This is a genomic window from Paenibacillus sp. FSL H7-0331, from assembly GCF_001956045.1.
Map to the genome: position 1 here is coordinate 101,794 of NZ_MRTH01000017.1, position 16,265 is coordinate 118,058.

At 48.8% G+C, this 16,265-nt stretch carries 11 protein-coding genes; all 11 read right to left on the reverse strand.

Features of this window, described 5'->3' with window-relative positions:
* Positions 1–19: 19 nt before the first annotated feature.
* The gene (locus BK127_RS23775) at positions 20–2,752 is read right to left on the reverse strand and encodes a DUF5054 domain-containing protein (RefSeq protein WP_076234008.1); all 2,733 of its coding nucleotides are present in this window, start codon (positions 2,750–2,752) and stop codon (positions 20–22) included.
* Positions 2,753–2,806: 54 nt separating this feature from the next.
* Positions 2,807–3,616, reverse strand: a complete 810-nt coding sequence (locus BK127_RS23780) for an endonuclease/exonuclease/phosphatase family protein (RefSeq protein ID WP_256711419.1) — start codon at positions 3,614–3,616, stop codon at positions 2,807–2,809.
* Between the two features lie 42 nt (positions 3,617–3,658).
* Positions 3,659–4,939 carry a CehA/McbA family metallohydrolase gene (locus BK127_RS23785; protein ID WP_076234010.1) on the reverse strand — a complete coding sequence of 427 codons (1,281 nt, stop codon included), beginning with the start codon at positions 4,937–4,939 and terminating at the stop codon, positions 3,659–3,661.
* Between the two features lie 57 nt (positions 4,940–4,996).
* A complete protein-coding gene (locus BK127_RS23790) occupies positions 4,997–5,860 on the reverse strand; it encodes a carbohydrate ABC transporter permease (RefSeq protein WP_076234011.1) in 864 nt (287 codons plus the stop codon).
* A 1-nt stretch (position 5,861) separates the two neighbouring features.
* Entirely contained in the window at positions 5,862–6,746 is an 885-nt protein-coding gene (locus BK127_RS23795) for an ABC transporter permease subunit (protein ID WP_076234012.1), read from the reverse strand.
* Between the two features lie 98 nt (positions 6,747–6,844).
* Positions 6,845–8,278, reverse strand: a complete 1,434-nt coding sequence (locus BK127_RS23800; protein WP_076234013.1) for an extracellular solute-binding protein — start codon at positions 8,276–8,278, stop codon at positions 6,845–6,847.
* Between the two features lie 81 nt (positions 8,279–8,359).
* Complete coding sequence (locus BK127_RS23805; RefSeq protein ID WP_076234014.1) at positions 8,360–9,370, reverse strand: LacI family DNA-binding transcriptional regulator; 1,011 nt, start codon at positions 9,368–9,370, stop codon at positions 8,360–8,362.
* A 243-nt stretch (positions 9,371–9,613) separates the two neighbouring features.
* The gene (locus BK127_RS23810) at positions 9,614–10,828 is read right to left on the reverse strand and encodes a VWA domain-containing protein (RefSeq protein WP_076234015.1); all 1,215 of its coding nucleotides are present in this window, start codon (positions 10,826–10,828) and stop codon (positions 9,614–9,616) included.
* Between the two features lie 3 nt (positions 10,829–10,831).
* Complete coding sequence (locus BK127_RS23815; protein ID WP_256711420.1) at positions 10,832–13,318, reverse strand: DUF5682 family protein; 2,487 nt, start codon at positions 13,316–13,318, stop codon at positions 10,832–10,834.
* Positions 13,276–14,367 carry an ATP-binding protein gene (locus BK127_RS23820; RefSeq protein WP_076234067.1) on the reverse strand — a complete coding sequence of 364 codons (1,092 nt, stop codon included), beginning with the start codon at positions 14,365–14,367 and terminating at the stop codon, positions 13,276–13,278. Before BK127_RS23820 ends, BK127_RS23815 begins: the two co-directional genes overlap by 43 nt.
* On the reverse strand, positions 14,343–16,241 hold the full coding sequence (locus BK127_RS23825; protein WP_076234016.1) for a HEAT repeat domain-containing protein: 1,899 nt from the start codon (positions 16,239–16,241) through the stop codon (positions 14,343–14,345). The genes BK127_RS23820 and BK127_RS23825 overlap by 25 nt, the downstream gene beginning before the upstream one ends.
* Positions 16,242–16,265 lie beyond the last annotated feature (24 nt).

Here is a 16,265-nt window from a genome sequence, read left to right on the forward strand (position 1 = left end):
GAACACAATAAGTTAATCGTTACTTTCTGTAGGGGGTAGATTCGTGAAACCGCAAACGTAGTGTATGAACCTCAAAGCTTTGAGTAGAAAAGTACAACTCTTGTTCATTCATATTCGCTTTCTTCAACAAGCTTAAACCTCTAAGGTCATATTCGAGCAGGTCAGTCAGACAAACCTGGCTTACTTGAGCGGGCAATTGAATCGTTACCAGCCTTGGCTTCCCGATCCAATCACGAATTCTCAGAATGTAGCCATCCCCATCTTCAGCTGGTTTAAAGCAGGTCACTGCCATTCCATCCAAGCCGCCAGGGAGTAGTTCGAGCTGATCATTAACATTGTTGTTACCCGATCGTTCAGCCGGAACCGTAAGTGCTGAGTTCATCGTTTCCTCGGCGGTTTGCCACACAGACCCTTCCACCCAATCCCCTGCGTGCGGGACTAGCCGATACCGATACTTGAAGCTGCCACCGGTCCATTGCGGGAAGTTCGTCCCCCACCAGTTATTGAAAATGTTAAAATTCATTTCAGGCTTCTCCGGCACATAATCATGCTCAAAATCCCACATGCCATTGCGACCGATAAAAAATAGCGGAGAATCGAGAGGAATGATCGCCATCCCAACCTTGCCATCCGACACATCGACAAAATTTTCACAGCAATTCAGCAAGGTGCTGGAGGAAGGTACAATCTCGGCAAGCGGATCAATGACACTGCCCATTTTATTGATACGGTAGCTTGGATTCTTTAATTGCAAAGGAAATAAGATATGACCGGATTCCGCTAAAGGCGTCTCCTCTTTGCCGCTGATCTGCCATTCCATATCGACAAAAGGAGAATCCTCCGTCAGCGTTACCGTCCACATGACTTCTCTGGCATTACCATAATCCATAATCGATTCCTGACTATTCCCGGCTACACACTCCACTTTGACCGCATGCTTTTCCTGTACAAGACGTATATGCCGCAATTCAGTTTGAAAGGAAAGCCGCTTCTGCTGCTCGGGATAATCGGTTTTTCCAAAATCATGTACGCCCCAGTCATAGAAGCGGTACGCATATTTTTTGATATAGCTCGTTATTTCCCGATTCGAATAAATGTTATATTCATACTGTCCAAAGCCCTGCGCGGACTCGGTATCCACCCATTCCTTATTCAGACGCTTATCAAACAGGCTAATGATCCATCCGGTTTTTCTATCTATGGTGACGACAACAAAAGAGTTCTCGATTACGGCTTGTGTCTCGCTTAAGCTTCCAAATACAAAAGGTTTCTCCGAACCTTCGGCCCCACTATGAACGTTCCCGCTGCTTGCTACGCATGCTATCGTCTTATATCCAAGTGCCGGTAGGCCCTTAACTTCCACCAACACCCCATTCTCATCGTTAACTACCTTCAGCTGCTCACCGCTGACAGAATCGATCCAGGTATCAAGTTCATTCGGACTATGCTGCGAATCCGCAGCAATACGAACCCAGGCATCACGCTGCCAGCCAAGGTTATTGTACACACGCAGCTTTCTTTCCGAACCATTATCGGCCGCAGATAAGCTGGTTTGATTCCACTGTGGCTGAACCTGCAGCCTTTCCTCAGCAGCCTGTATGGAGGCTTCGGCTTTATTGAGGTAATCGATCTGCTCCTGCCAGGACTGCTCCATCAACACATAACGCTCGCTGCGTTTGTCTTCGATAAACTCCGATTTTTCATACCGCCTCGGGAACTGCCTCGAGAACAAAAATGTTTTGCAATCCAGTCCCCACGTATGCTCCCCAAAATGCAGCGTATATTCATAAGCAGTATCAATAGCTTGCTTAATCTGCTGCTTATCCTCCAAGCTCAAAGCTTCGTCTGCAACAAGCGAATTCATCGACAGCGCACTCTCTACCGTTGCGATCCGTCCTCTCAGCTCGCGCACCCGCGATACCTCTCGTGGAGCGGTTCCGACACCATGAATCCATGAATCAGCCATGTCTCCACGAATAACAGGCAGATCGGGATTCCGCGCCAGAAAGTCTTCGGCAAAATCCGTCAGGCTCCCGATATGCAGTTCAGCCTTGGACCCACTAGCCGCAATGGAAGCTTTCATTTCCTGTATGTAGGAAGCCTCGTGTGGACCATGATTATCGCTGGTCTGGATCATAGCCAGCCAGATCGGATGCTCCCAGTCCTCGGGAGGCAGTATGCCTGTACCATAAGCCCCTTTGGAGTAAAACGTGAGCAGCCGCTCGCCATCCGGCCCCTCCCAATAAAATACAGGTGGAACATCAGGTGGTGTTGTAGCGGGATTGCAGCCTAAGTGCAGCACCTTTACACCTGCTTTTTTCAATAAAGAAGGCACGATCCAGGTGTGACCCGGCACATCGGTCATTTTGGCATCTTTGGGGCGATAACCGTATTTCTCGCTCAGACCGCGCGAAACGTACATCCCGCGTATCCATTCCTCCAGCCCGCAAAATTCCGTATGTGTCGTATAAGGGAGCATATGCCATATTAACTGGCGGTTTTCCAGAAATTGCAAAGCTTTGCGTTGGTCCTGCTCCCCGCTGCCCTCCAAGGATTGCAATAAAGGCCAGGCCGACATAGTCCAAACATATTGTTCATGCTCCTTGTTGCCATTCGTCTCCTCGCAGATTTGGATCACTTCCTCCAGCATCTCTGTCCGGTATCTGTGGACCACCTCGGATACGAGTCCGGTGAATCCGATATCAAAATGTGTTTTGAAAACCACATAAATTTTTTCAAGATTAGTGTTCATTGCCTCTGTCTCCTCTACTCCGATATCATCCTTCGTTCCCTGGTTCGGAACAAGTTACTTCCCCTTCCCCTGCATACGAACAGGATCACTCAGCCTCAGCTGTGAAATAATCGGATAATGATCAGAAGGATATACGCCCTGTAGCTGGCGCCGATCCACCATCGTTGTCGCCACTTCTATTTCAGGAGAAACAAATATATAGTCGATAGGCTCACCTTCATCGCCACCCTGAAAGGAATGGGCAGTGAGGCCAATAGGTCCGGATAATGCTGTGTAAGCATCCTTGAGCCACGTTTGTTTGCCCATATGCTCCACTTCCCCGCGTAAAAACCGAATCGGCCAGTCGCCAGGATGACTGTTCATATCTCCCATTACGATTACAGGCAAACCAAACTCGATGTGCTGAGAGTGAAGGGTATCCCATATTAAAGCAGCACCCAGCTTCCGAGCCTGTTCTCCCATATGGTCCAAATGCGTGTTATATACAATAAACTGCTTGGATGATGCTTTGTGAAGAAAGCTGACCCATGTGCAAATTCGCGGAAGATGACTATCCCAGCCTATAGAAGCAGGCTCCAAGGGTGACTCCGACAGCCAAAACTGACCTTGATGCTGTACCTCAAGCTCAGTGGTTTTGTAGAATACAGCACAATGCTCGTTCTCATGCTCACCCATACGACCGTATCCGACCCAGGCATATTCAGGTATACGCTCCTGCAGATCGGTCAGCATCGGATAATAGCCCTCCTGGGTTCCAACTATGAGCGGACTATGCTCCCGAATCATCTGTGCCACACTATTTACCCGATGGGGCCAAGCCGATTCTCCATCATCAGGTGTATGATATCTTAAATTAAAAGTCATCACAGTCATATTCATACGGGATTTACCTCGTCGTCATTTATTTTAATCAAAATAGATCGGGTTCGACAGCGCTGCCATCCGCATGGTGGTATCTACGTTCGGAAATGTTCTCCACACCTCAGCGCGGACGAATCGCCTGCCTGCTGCATCCATCGTAAGCTCCAGTGCACCGTCGATGTTCACGATTACATGTTGTTCCAGACCCTTGCTGCTAATAAGCTTCACTTCATCGCCTGCCAAGAGATGCTGGGCTTGCAGCTTCACGATTCCAGCTTCCCCTGCAGGTACCGAATTCCCCATTTTGTAGGGTCCGCATTCTAATTGTACAAATGGCCCATCCGGTGCATAGCTAATGGTTACATGGCCCTCATCGATTCCAGCCAATATCCCATTTACAGTTTTGGAGGACGCATATACCCACGTACACGGCATCGCATGCTTGACATAAGGATCAGGGCGGTGAACATCACTGCCGCCTATCACATTCAACTTCCTGCCCGTAATAAGCTGCTGCTGCCACCAGGCCAAAGTGCGTGCATTTCGTTCAGTCCAGGGACCATTCCAAATTTCCACCCAGTCATGATCGACATCAAAATCCCATTCCCATGGACAATAATCACAATGAGGATGGTTCAATACAATCCTGGCGCCTCGTTCGCGTGCAGTAGCCAGTCTATGGTTCACGTCAGCTTGACTGCTTACCCGAAAATCATCCAAAGGGTCCGTTACACCAAGGAAATTGCTGTGACCAAAGTTGGTTGTAAACTCCATTCCCGGTATCATCACCAGGCTGGTGGTGCGTGGATAGGCCAAATTTTGACTGATCGTATTGTGATCCGTCATTGTCATGAAATCGCAGCCCAACTCCTCCATAATGGATGCATTCTCCTCCAACGTGTAAGTGCCGTCACTGTGCAAACTGTGCATATGCAGGTCACCCTTGAGCCAACGCGGGGTCATCAGGAAAAAGGTAATGGTTACCGTAACCTTGCAGCCTTCTTGAGGAATCTTATAAGCATTATGCACAACCGCCCATTCACCAGCGTCCAGAGGTCCAGGCAAATATCCCGGTGTTGCCTTCTCCAACCCCATATTGAAAAATTTCCGTGCTCCGCCGCTCCACCCTCGGATTCGACTCAGGTCGCGAATTCCTAAATCGATAACCGCAATCTCACCACCGGAAGACTCCACCTCATAGCTGACCTGAATCTCTTCCACATGCTGCGGCATCTCAAAAGGAACTTCGATATAGGAGCTCTGCTCCGAATGTTCAACAGTTCTGGTAAATGTAGCTGTGTGGCTTACTCTGTCCGTTTGGTTCATATAGGGTTCCACCGTCTTTCATTATTTGTCTAAAAGTGTGGTACATCCTTTGCAGCTCTATTCTTTATTAGCACCGACCATAATGCCCTTGACGAAATATTTTTGCACAAATGGATAAATAATGACCAAAGGAAGCAGCGCAATCACAATACCCGCCATCCTGACATTCGTTGTAATGATGAAATTGCTGGAGGTCGCATCCGTATCAATAATGAGTGCTTTCAAGGCTATCTGCAGTGTATATTTCGCATGATTGTTAATGTAGAGCAGTGCCGGGGTGAATTGATTCCAACGGCTGACGAACTCAAACAAGGCTACTGTGGCCAGACCTGCCTTCGCTAGCGGTAAATACATCGTCGTAAAAATACGGACATCCCCTGCCCCATCCATTCGTGCTGATTCCGACATTTCCAAAGGTACGGTTAAGAAGAAGTTACGCATCAACAATACGCCAAAGCCGGAGATCAACCCTGAAAAAATAAGCGCAGATAATGTGTTAAGCAGACCAAGCTCCTTGTTGACGACATACAGTGGGATCATAATCGATTCACTCGGTACCATCATGGTGACCAGGATCAACGATACCATCAGCTTTTTACCAGGCAAACGCGGTTGGACGAGTACATAACCTGCCATAGCACACAGAAACACATGCCCAATGGTGCCAATCACGGTGACAATGATATTATTGCTGAATGGCTGATAAAGCTGCAGTCGATTCCACACGGTATTAAAGCCTTCAATACTGAATTCTTTGGGCCACAGCACAATAGCCGGCTGCATGGAAGCAAAGTTGGTGGAAAATGCCAAGGCGAACGTATTCAGAAAAGGAATGAACATGGTCGCTACAAGAAGAAGCAAAAAAGCGATATTCACTACATCGAACAGACGTCCCGACCATCCTTTGGATTCAAGTTTCATATTATTTGTCTCCTCCGTCATCATAGCGAATGATCAATCGGGTTATAAAAGTAAGAATTAACGTAGCCAATATAACGATAAAGCCCGCAGCAGTCGCAGTGCCGATATTGAATTCCAGAATACCTTTTTGGAACGTATACATCATAATCACATCGACCTTGCTGGCAATCGCTCCATTTCTCATCACAATGATTTGGTCAAACATACGCAGTGCGCTCAGCACATTGAGCATAATAACTACCTTCATTGTGGAAGCAAGCGATGGAAGTGTGACGAAACGGACCAACTGCCAACGGTTCGCGCCATCCATTCTGGCCGCTTCATAGAGAGACGGATTGATGGAAACGATGGAAGCGAGATATAAAATAACAATGAACCCCATGTCTTTCCAGACGGCGGTAAATACCATAATGGAACGTGCATAGATGGTACTCGACATAAAGCTGATCGGTTTGGCGCTTCCAAGCAGTTGGAGTATTTGATTCACGATCCCTGTATCGGGAGACAGCAGCATGATCCACATACCGCCAACAACGACCCATGAGAACAAATGAGGTAAATATACGATCATTTGTGTTAATTTCTTAAACCAGACGGACAATACCTCGTTCAATGACAAGGCAAGTATAATCGGCATAATGAATCCGATGATGAGCGTAAATCCGCCGATAACCAACGTATTTTGAAAAGCTGTCCAGAATGTGGGGTCTTTCAGAACAAACAAATAATTATCAAAGCCCACAAAAGGCCGGTTTCCGATTAATCGAAAATTTTGAAAGCTGATGATGAGGCCGCGTACTAACGGATAATACGAAAAAAGAAAAAAGTAAGCCAAAATGGGTATCATCATCACATAAAGCGTTCTATACTTCAAGACGGCTTTCAAAAGTCAGCCACCACCTTATCCGCTTGGTAATTTCAGCCGTATCGGAGGGAGCATTCAAGCGATATACTCCCTTCGAACAGCTGAAACTTCATCTTAGATTAGTCGATCAGTTTGCTTGCTTTTAGCTGCTCACGCATCTTTTTAACCGCATCAGCGGCCGACATTTCACCGAGAATGGCTTTAAATGAATTTTCATTGATGATCTTCTCGGCATCTGCCCATTTGGCTGGCGTCAGCTCAAGCGTTGCATATTTCACAACCAGTTCCTGAGCTTCTTTTACCCCTGGCAGCAGACCGAAAGGAGGTTGAACTTTTTTGTTGTACCAGAAAGGGACGCCATGGTCCATCGCATGCTCTTTACCTGCTTTAGTAAGCTCGTATTTACCGCCGCTCTCCGTATAATCGTTGTCTTTAATGCCCAGGCTTCCGAGCATAATGCCGTCTTTGGAATGCCACCATTCAATAAATTCAAATGCTGTTTTCGGATGCTCCGCATTCACCGGAATGACCCATACGTCCGGATCACCGCGACGGATCATATATTTGCCGTTCGCATCTGCAGCGCCAGGAAGTCCTTTTGCTTCAAATGTGGTTTTGGCGTCCTGCTCTTTTCTTGTATTGTTGAGCATCCCTACCCATGCGTCCCAATAAGTGATCATGCCTACACGATCCGTCAAAAACAGATTACGCATTTTACCGGTATCGTTGGTCGCAAAGTTAGGATCTAATATGCCTTCTTTATAAAGCTTATTCAGCCACTCGTAAATCGGGATAGCCGCATCCGTCGAGTACGGCACATCCAGCTTGCCATCCTTCTCCACATAACGCTGCTTCAAGCCCGCTGCACTGAAAATGCCTTGCAGCTCATACATACCTGCTGTACTTAAACCATAGGTGTCCTTTTTGCCGTTGCCGTCCGGGTCCTGCTCGGTAAATGCTTTTAATACCTTGTAATAGTCATCCAATGTTTTGGGTTCCTGCAAATTCAGCTTTTTTAACCAGTCATTACGTACAATCGGCATCGTTCCGCCTTGAAACTTCGTGAACACACCATAAATCTTGCCGTCTTTCGTCTTGATCTGATCCCATTCACCCGCAGGCAAAACATCGGGATCGGACAATACTTTGGAAGCTTTCACTTGATCTGTAAGAGGAGTCACAATACCTTGATCGATAAACAGGTTCATTTTTTCTTTACTGATCTGAAGCAGGTCGAACTTCTCACCCGATGCAATGGCAGCCAACAATTTCTGGTCATAATCGGATGCCGGTTTATCCAGCTTCGCTTTAATACCGGTCAGTCGTTCAATCTCTTTCTCGAACAATGTGTTCTCTTCAGGGGTTTTACCACCAATAACGCCTGACATGATACGGAGAGTTCTGTCTTCTTTTTTGTCATTTCCTTTTGGCGCGTTTGCAGTTGAATTGCCTGTTGACGGTGCTGCAGTGTCGTTTCCGGTACAACCTGCCAATAGGGTGCCCAGCAGTGCAATCGCCATCGTTAAACTCATAACTTTCGATTTGGTTATCATGATATACCTCCCAGATTATATACAACCTTTACACAATCTTAATAAAGCGTTTACATTTATGACCCGCCTATTGGCGGCCTATTACAGTAACCTGCACGATTCGCGAATGACCAATTTGGCTTCAATGATCTTTTGCTCGACGATATCTACATCTTTCATTTTCTCGACTAAAATTTTGGCTGCTTCCGTACCCAGCATTTCTGCGGATAGCTCAACCGAGGTTAACGCAGGCGTCATTTCCTGTGCCAGAGTAGCATCATTACTTAAGGCTATAAGTGATAGCTCGCCGGGTATATCGATGCCAAGCTCTCTTGCGGCTCTCATGACCCCTAGTGCTACACGGTCCGTATCTGTAATGATGGCAGTGAATCGATTAGGCTCATAGATGTTCTTAAGTGAAACATAACCATATTCAGTCGGATTGGCATGCTGCCTTCTCGAATAGTTCATAACGTGTACCTGATCATAGGATTGACCGCTTTGCTGGAAAGCTTCTGCCAGACCGTTCTCCCGGTCAATAGCAACCGTCATATCAGCGCTGGAGTTAAGAAATAAAATAGCTGTGTGTCCGAGGTTAATTAAATATTGACCCACCTGCAAGCTTAAGTGTCGGTTATCATTGTCGACATAACTAATTTGTTCTTCAATTGGATCTGGACGGCCAATCAATACTAACGGGATACCCATTTGATTGTATCTTTCAATGCGAGGATCCTGCTTTCTCGGGTTCAGCATAATGACGCCATCCACCGGATCGATGGAAAATTGGGTCGGATCATCGTGCTCAGGAAGCGTGTCTAACAAAAGTCTGTAGCCCTGCTTGGAAAACTCTCTTATAACGCCATTGATCATCTGAATCTCGAAACCCGACATTACGCTATCTTTGGATATCGGCATTTTCAAGCCAGCTATCATCGTTTTCTTAATAGCCAGACTTCGCGCTACATGGCTCGGGTAATACCCTAAACCCTTGGCAACCTCCAGAACTCGTTCAGTTACAGGACGGCTGATGGGTCTTTTTTTGCTGAATACACTGGATACCGTTCCCTTGGAAACACCCGCAGCTTTGGCTACGTCATCGATGGTTGCCATTTGATCCCCCCTTTTCACGATTGTTAAGAAATCATTAAACCGGTTTAATGATTTCCCCAATAAAAACCGATTCATTAAACCGGTTTAACTTTGATCATGTCATTATTATACAAAGCGTTTTGTTAACTTTCAACCTCTTTTTGTAAAATACAAGTAAATATTTAGTGAACCCAAGCTTAAAGGCCGGTGAATTAACCATAACAATCAGCTTCATCGGCCTCTAATCAAGGAATTTTACAGGATTTATGAATTTGGACCTGCCTGTACCCGATTAGCGAGCATCAGCAGATCCTGTCCCTTCAAGGCCCCTTCGATCAGCTCAGGCAGACGGTCAGGAGAGCAGCCGAAGCAGGGAATCCCAAATTGAGACAATTTTTTGGCTACCGTTTCGTCGTAGGAAGGCGCCCCTTCATCTGATAAAGCCAACAAACAAATCGTCTTTACACCAGCCTGCTGCAAGTCGTCCAATCTGCGCAGAAGCTCCGAACGGTTGCCGCCCTCATATAAATCCGTTACGAGAATGAACAACGTCTTCTTCGGCTCCGTAATGAATTGCTCGCAGTAGGCGACCGATTTATTAATGTCCGTGCCTCCACCCAGCTGTATACCGAACAGCATATCTACCGGGTCTTCTGCACACTGCTCACTAAGATCAACAACCTCGGTATCAAAGGCGACCACACGCGTATCAAGTGCCGGCATACTGGCAAAGATCGAACCGATAATCGAAGCATAGATCACCGAATTGGCCATCGAGCCGCTTTGATCGATATCCAGGATAACGGTCCACTCCTTGCTTTTGCGGGCGCGATCGAAAAAGTAAACCTTCTGCGGAATGAGCAGCTGCCGTTCCTGATCGTAGTGCTTCAGGTTGGCTCTGATCGTACGATTCCAATCGAGACCCGTAAAGGATGGCAGCGGCGAATGCTGCCTCCGGTTCAGCGCCCCCGTGACCGCACGCTGCATGTTCGACGATAGCCGTTTTACAATTTCCTCGACTACGGCTCTAACCAGCTGCCTGGCCGTTTCCTTCGTTTTCTCGGGTATCTTGCCTTTGAGCGCCATTAAGGTCGCCACCATTTGAATATCCGGTTTCACCTGTGACAACAGCTCAGGCTCGAACAATAGCTGTGTTAATCCTTTGCGCTCTATCGCATCTGCTTGAATGACCGATACCACGTCCTGTGGAAAAAAAGAGCGAATATCTCCCAGCCATTTGGCGAGCTTTGGCGAGGATGGGCCCAGCCCGGCCGATCTCGATTTGCCCGAACCCCCGGCCTCCATGCCCGATGCATCCGCCGTATCATCGTAGATGGCAGCCAGTGCCTCATCCATCAACACATCATCTCCGTCGAGCAGCCTGCCGGAGCCGCCGCCGCATGCCTTCAGCTTCTCCTCTGAGGCCGCGCCCAGAACCAATCTCCAACGCTTTACCTGTTCCTGATTGATGGTTGTCATAGTTTACAAATCCCCGAAATCAAAGTCATTAAGCTCATCGAGTTTCCCCTTTTCTTCCTCACTGAGCGGCTGCTGCAGCATTTCACCTGTCTGGCCTGCATCGACTCCCCAGATGTCTCCCATCATCTCGGCAATCGCTGCCTTTTCCCTCGGCTCAAACGATCCAAAAGCTCTCCGTAAAAAAACGAGCGAACGGTGAAATTGCTCCTCCTCCAGTGATTCCATATAGGCATCCAACTGCTTCCACAACGATAAACGGGAGAGCAGTGCATAGCGGTTGCGCATGGACAAGCCTTCAAACCAGCCAGCTCCGAGATCCGCAGGGATGCCGGGCGAAAGCCGTCTTGATACCTCCTGAGCGCTTTGCTCCTCGGAAATCTCGTTGCGCTCCAACAGGATGGCAAAAGCAAATCCGGAGCATTTGGCATTCCGGTCATCCCGTGAGGACAGCTCATGCAGCCTGTTCAGCCAAAGCCTGTCATCAACAATTTCATAATGCTCCTGAGCGATTCCATGCAGTGTCTGAATGGCGGCCACGATGCCTTTGGCTGCATCATCATTACAATTTGCGGCATCGACGAGCTGCAGCGCCCCTCGCAAAAACAGTTGCTGCAGCAAAGGAATTAAGGAGCTGGTCTCAATTCTCCGCAATGATCCATATTGGATCAAGACCGACAGCTCGTAAGCGGCTGCGGCAATTTGATTTAAATTGCCTACATCGACAGCAAGCTGCTGCAGGGTCGCTCTGGCTTGCTCCATCAGCTTCGGCAAACCGCAGTCGCATGCAATCCGAATGAGACGTGATGCTTCGGCAATATCGTCGCATGACTCCAGTCTTTCATTGATCACAAAGGCTGCCGCCAGCTCTATCGTCTCACCTTTTAAGGTTGACTCCACGGTTTGAATTTCGGCTTCTGGCGTCCATTGCAAAACCCAATGCTCAGCCCATGAAGCTGCATCCTGATGAACCCGCTGCTTACGGGCGAAGTTGATGCCAAGCAGCTCCAGCCGATGTAGGAGAACAGACCTCGATAGATCGATAAAAGCTGCATCCTCCGTCTTGACTCGACGGTTTTCTCTTAGGTCGAGCTGCAGTGTGCTCGCTACTGTCGATTTGTATTTCTCCAGCTTCAGCCGCTTCAGCTCACGATTCATATCATCCTGAATCGGTGTCTGGCTAACGCCTTCCGGCAAGCTGCCGATCGCTGTTCCCACATCGGTTCTGGCTAATGCCTCCGCTATCGGTGACAGCTCTCCGTATCCGAGACAAACGACTGCCGCGTCGCGTAAATCCTTCCAGGTTGGCTGACTGCCTCCCTGCAGCGATGCAAGTGCTTCCGCCAATCGTACCGCTTCAATAATCGCTGCAGTCGAGCGATACGTGCCCTGCTCGCGAAGATAGGCAGCCACATGGGAGAAGTATAAGGAGGGCAGCTGACTCAAATCACCCTTTTGCAAGCATTGCCAAAATAAAGTGAAGTAGGCTGGAGCCTGATTCCCGGCTCCGTATCCGGAATGTGTGGACAGCTTATAGAAAGAATAAGGCATCAACGTCAGCTTCGTTGAAGCAATTGGCAGACTTGCCATCTGCTTGTCATTCATGACCGGAAGTCTCAGATCAAGAGCCGAAGCATGGTGCGCGCCAGTAACGACAACTACCCGTTCCGGCGAATGTCCTGCCTCCAGCAGATCGCGGATTCGACGCCTCATATACGCTTCACGAATCTCATTGTAGGCAGTCTCTGCGGCGTCGTGCTCCCGTTCATCCTGCTCGGACAAGGCTCGCATCTGAAACGAAAACTCGTAGATGGAGCGCTGATAAGCATCCTTCTGTGTGTTGTGCTCAAAATGACGTTCCCAGTAAGCATCGTAATCGGGCTCACCCGCAAGCTCGGCTATGCGCTCATAACGCTCATGCTGCTGGCGCAAATAAGCCTGCAGCGCGTTTTCCCGGGGACTGTCTACTGCTTGCTGTCCATGCTGTTGATCATCCTGAGACTGTACTTGTGACCCACTATCCTGCTCATCCTGCTCATCCTGAACATCTGGCATAGCTTTGCGCTGGTTCCGCCGCTGCTCATATAGCGCCAGCGCCGAGTTCGACGGCAGGTCGATGAATTCGGTGTGCACACCATGACGGTTGGCCCATACGAAAGCCTGATATTCCGGCGAATATTCAGCCAGCGGGTAGAGCAGCGTCCGTACCGGAAGCTGGTCCGTATAAGCGAGTATGGCAATAGGCGGCACGACACCACGGGAAGTTAGCTGTTGGATAAGGCCGCTTGCATCACTCGGCCCTTCGACCAGAATGGCAGTTGGCTTAACCTTATCGAGAAAAGACAACAAATGATGGGCGCCAGCAGGGGATAAATGCCGAATCCCGAATACGTGAAAGCCATTGTCCAGTTCTTCTCCCACAGAAGAGCCGTTGTGAGCAGCGCTGCTATTCAATTGTTCATCTCCGAGCAAGCGTTGTACAGACTTCTCCATGATGATCCCCGCTTCTTCATCACATTTTCCAAATATTCCTTCCAGACCAGGCTGTCCTTCTCTTCATCCTTCACAATCGCACCCTGCAGTCCTGCCGCGACATCTTCATCTGTAATCGTACCATTCCCAAAGCTGGCTGCCAGCGCCATACTTCCCGTCAGCAAGGAGATCGCCTCTGCTGTGGAAATAACTCCGCTTGGCGGCTTAATCTTGCTCTTGCTGTCAAGCGTCATCCCGCTTCTTAATTCACGGAAAATAGTCACGACTTTACGTACCGCTTCATCGTCCGGAGGGGAAGCGTTCAGCTCATAATTCGCGGAGATTTCGCCGACACGTTTACGGACAATGCCTACCTCGGTTTCAATATCCGATGGTGCCGGGAGCACAATAATATTAAATCGCCGTTTCAAGGCTGCCGACATTTCATTAACGCCACGATCCCTGGTGTTCGCTGTCGCAATCACCGAAAATCCGCGTGCCGCCGACAACTCCCGATCAAGCTCGGGAATTGACAATGTTTTTTCAGATAAAATCGATATTAAAGCATCCTGAACCTCTGAGGCGCAGCGTGAAATTTCTTCAAATCGCGTAATGCCACCACTCTCCATCGCTCGGAAAATCGGGCTTTTGATCAACGCCTGATCTGATGGTCCCTGCGCCAGCAGCATCGCGTAGTTCCATGAATAACGAATATGCTCCTCGCTTGTGCCCGCTGTTCCCTGAATGACCTTGGAGGAGTCCCCATGGATCGCAGCGGTCAGATTCTCGGAAAGCCATGACTTGGCTGTTCCCGGCTCGCCAATCAGCATCAACGCCCGGTCGGTCAGCAGCGTGGCAATGGCCATTTCTACCAGACGGCGGTTCCCAATATATTTGGGCGTGATATCCACGCCTCCTGCGGTACCTCCAGTAATGAACGTCAGCACGGATTTCGGAGAAAGCTTCCAGCCTGAAGGCAAGGCATCCTTATCCGCTTGCTTCAAAGCCTCAAGCTCTTGTTCGTATAACCGCTCGGCTGGAAGCCTTAAGACATCTTGTTTTTGATCCATCCCCATAATCCCTTTCCCTTCTCGGTAACCGATTCATTTGCTGCTAATTCTTCCGGCTTCGCTGCTACAGACTCAGCAATTGCAAGTATCTGATTTTTGATGTTCTCATACGTAAGCGCCTCAGCGAACTTCTGCAACCTGTCAGCATAGGAACGCGGCAGCAGATTCAGAAGCGCACGCTGCTCGGTGTCTAAATAATACAAATTTTTGACCGATTCCTTCTCCAAAATGCCCATTAACAGCTCCGGCGCTTCTTTGTATCCAATTCGGAATAATGCCAGCAGCAGCGAGGAGGTACGATGGGTCCGAAAGCTTGGTTTCAATTGAACCTTGCTGGACATATAAGCGGCAATTTGTGGGTTCGGACGATCTGCAAGGCACCATACCAGCTCTTCCTCATCAATTTCCACAAATACATCAATCCATCTCGGGTCAAGCTTGGATGCAGACTCGCCTGCTGCAAACGATGTGGCATTAAAGTCCTCATCATCCCAGCCAGCTGCCAGCAATTGCTTGGACAACGAAGGTGTGACCCGATGTATCGCGCCTAATAGCTGCTTGGCAGCCACTTTTTTAGGATTTGACAATACCGGTGCAAACCGCTTATACACCTCTTCAGGCGAAAGTGTTTTATAGGCTGCACGGAAGCTGTAGGCAATAAATGTGCCGTTATACGCATCCTGTAGGCTGATAGCAAATTCATAGGCTTCCGGTGTATGCATCCACAAGAGCTGATTTGCGGCCTGCTGCTGGATCTCTTCTGTTTCTGGAATAATAAAGTCGGACGTGGAGAGCAGCTTCTTCAGGAATACCAGTACTTCCTCGGGCTGCTTCTCATCCAATGCCTGTACATCGGCAAGCAGCTGCTTGATCGCTTCTTCTCTTTCCTTATTCACAGCGGCATTCGCAGCTCCGACTTTTCCCTGTCCGCTAACGATACGCTGCAAATTTTCCTCAGCATTGGCAATAATCTTGCTTGTCAGCGTTGCTGCGCTGCATTGTGATACAGGCTCCGCGGCAAGCTCACGATCCTTGGACGAGGTTAAAGCCTGATACAGACGATCCACTGCCCTCTCCGTTCCAAGCTTTGCCAGGCCGGCAAATGCTGCGCTGCGAATCTCCTTTTTCTTATCATCGGCTTGCTCCAGAATATAGCTTTCCTGTTCCGAATAATTGCCGAGCAGCTCTATTGCAGCTGAACGGACGTCTAGAGAACCCTCCTGTGCAGCCTGAAGATAGAGGTCCATGCCGGAAGCATCCAGCAAACGATGCAGCAGCCTGAGCCGACGCCCATCCGGTTTGCCACCCTGTGGATTGTATTGCTCCCGAAGTGCTGGAAGTGCATCCGCACCATAAGCCGGAATGACCTTCTCATAGACGAATTCGGCAATCTCTGAGTAACCATCATCCAGAGCAGCTACCACAATCGGGATAATTCGGAAATCCTGCAGGCATCCATCCTCAAAAGACAGACGGAGCTGCTCCATTCTTCCCTGGCCCTTGGATGTTAATGCCTCGACAGCCGGATGAAGCTTGCGGTGAGGAATTGTGGTTGAACACGCGATACTCGTTCCCTCAACCTGTACGCTCTCTGCCATACCGCCTGTCGGCTCTGTTGTACCCTGTGTATACAAAATTGAATTCACCAGTATGCTGAGGTCTAGCAGCTTTACGGCGGCCTGCTCGGCTTTTTGCGGTTCTATTACCTGCGCCAGCGACTGGGCCACCCTATTGAAAACAGGCGCGGCTTCGCCAAGCTTTTGCAGCTGGGGCAATATTTTCGTCAAACGAAGGTCGCCTTCTGCCAGCCCGCTGCCGGCAATAAACAAACGTCGTATCTCTTGCTGCAAATCGGATAAAATAGCTATGCTCATCACATGATCTCCTAACCTTCTCAG

Excerpts from the sequence above, each read along its gene's own strand:
- BK127_RS23805 (WP_076234014.1), bottom strand. The coding sequence starts at position 9,370 with ATGGCAACCATCGATGACGTAGCCAAAGCTGCGGGTGTTTCCAAGGGA.
- BK127_RS23790 (WP_076234011.1), bottom strand. The coding sequence starts at position 5,860 with ATGAAACTTGAATCCAAAGGATGGTCGGGACGTCTGTTCGATGTAGTG.
- BK127_RS23785 (WP_076234010.1), bottom strand. The coding sequence starts at position 4,939 with ATGAACCAAACGGACAGAGTAAGCCACACAGCTACATTTACCAGAACT.
- BK127_RS23825 (WP_076234016.1), bottom strand. The coding sequence starts at position 16,241 with ATGAGCATAGCTATTTTATCCGATTTGCAGCAAGAGATACGACGTTTG.
- BK127_RS23780 (WP_256711419.1), bottom strand. The coding sequence starts at position 3,616 with ATGACTTTTAATTTAAGATATCATACACCTGATGATGGAGAATCGGCT.
- BK127_RS23800 (WP_076234013.1), bottom strand. The coding sequence starts at position 8,278 with ATGATAACCAAATCGAAAGTTATGAGTTTAACGATGGCGATTGCACTG.
- BK127_RS23775 (WP_076234008.1), bottom strand. The coding sequence starts at position 2,752 with ATGAACACTAATCTTGAAAAAATTTATGTGGTTTTCAAAACACATTTT.
- BK127_RS23815 (WP_256711420.1), bottom strand. The coding sequence starts at position 13,318 with ATGGAGAAGTCTGTACAACGCTTGCTCGGAGATGAACAATTGAATAGC.
- BK127_RS23810 (WP_076234015.1), bottom strand. The coding sequence starts at position 10,828 with ATGACAACCATCAATCAGGAACAGGTAAAGCGTTGGAGATTGGTTCTG.
- BK127_RS23820 (WP_076234067.1), bottom strand. The coding sequence starts at position 14,367 with ATGGATCAAAAACAAGATGTCTTAAGGCTTCCAGCCGAGCGGTTATAC.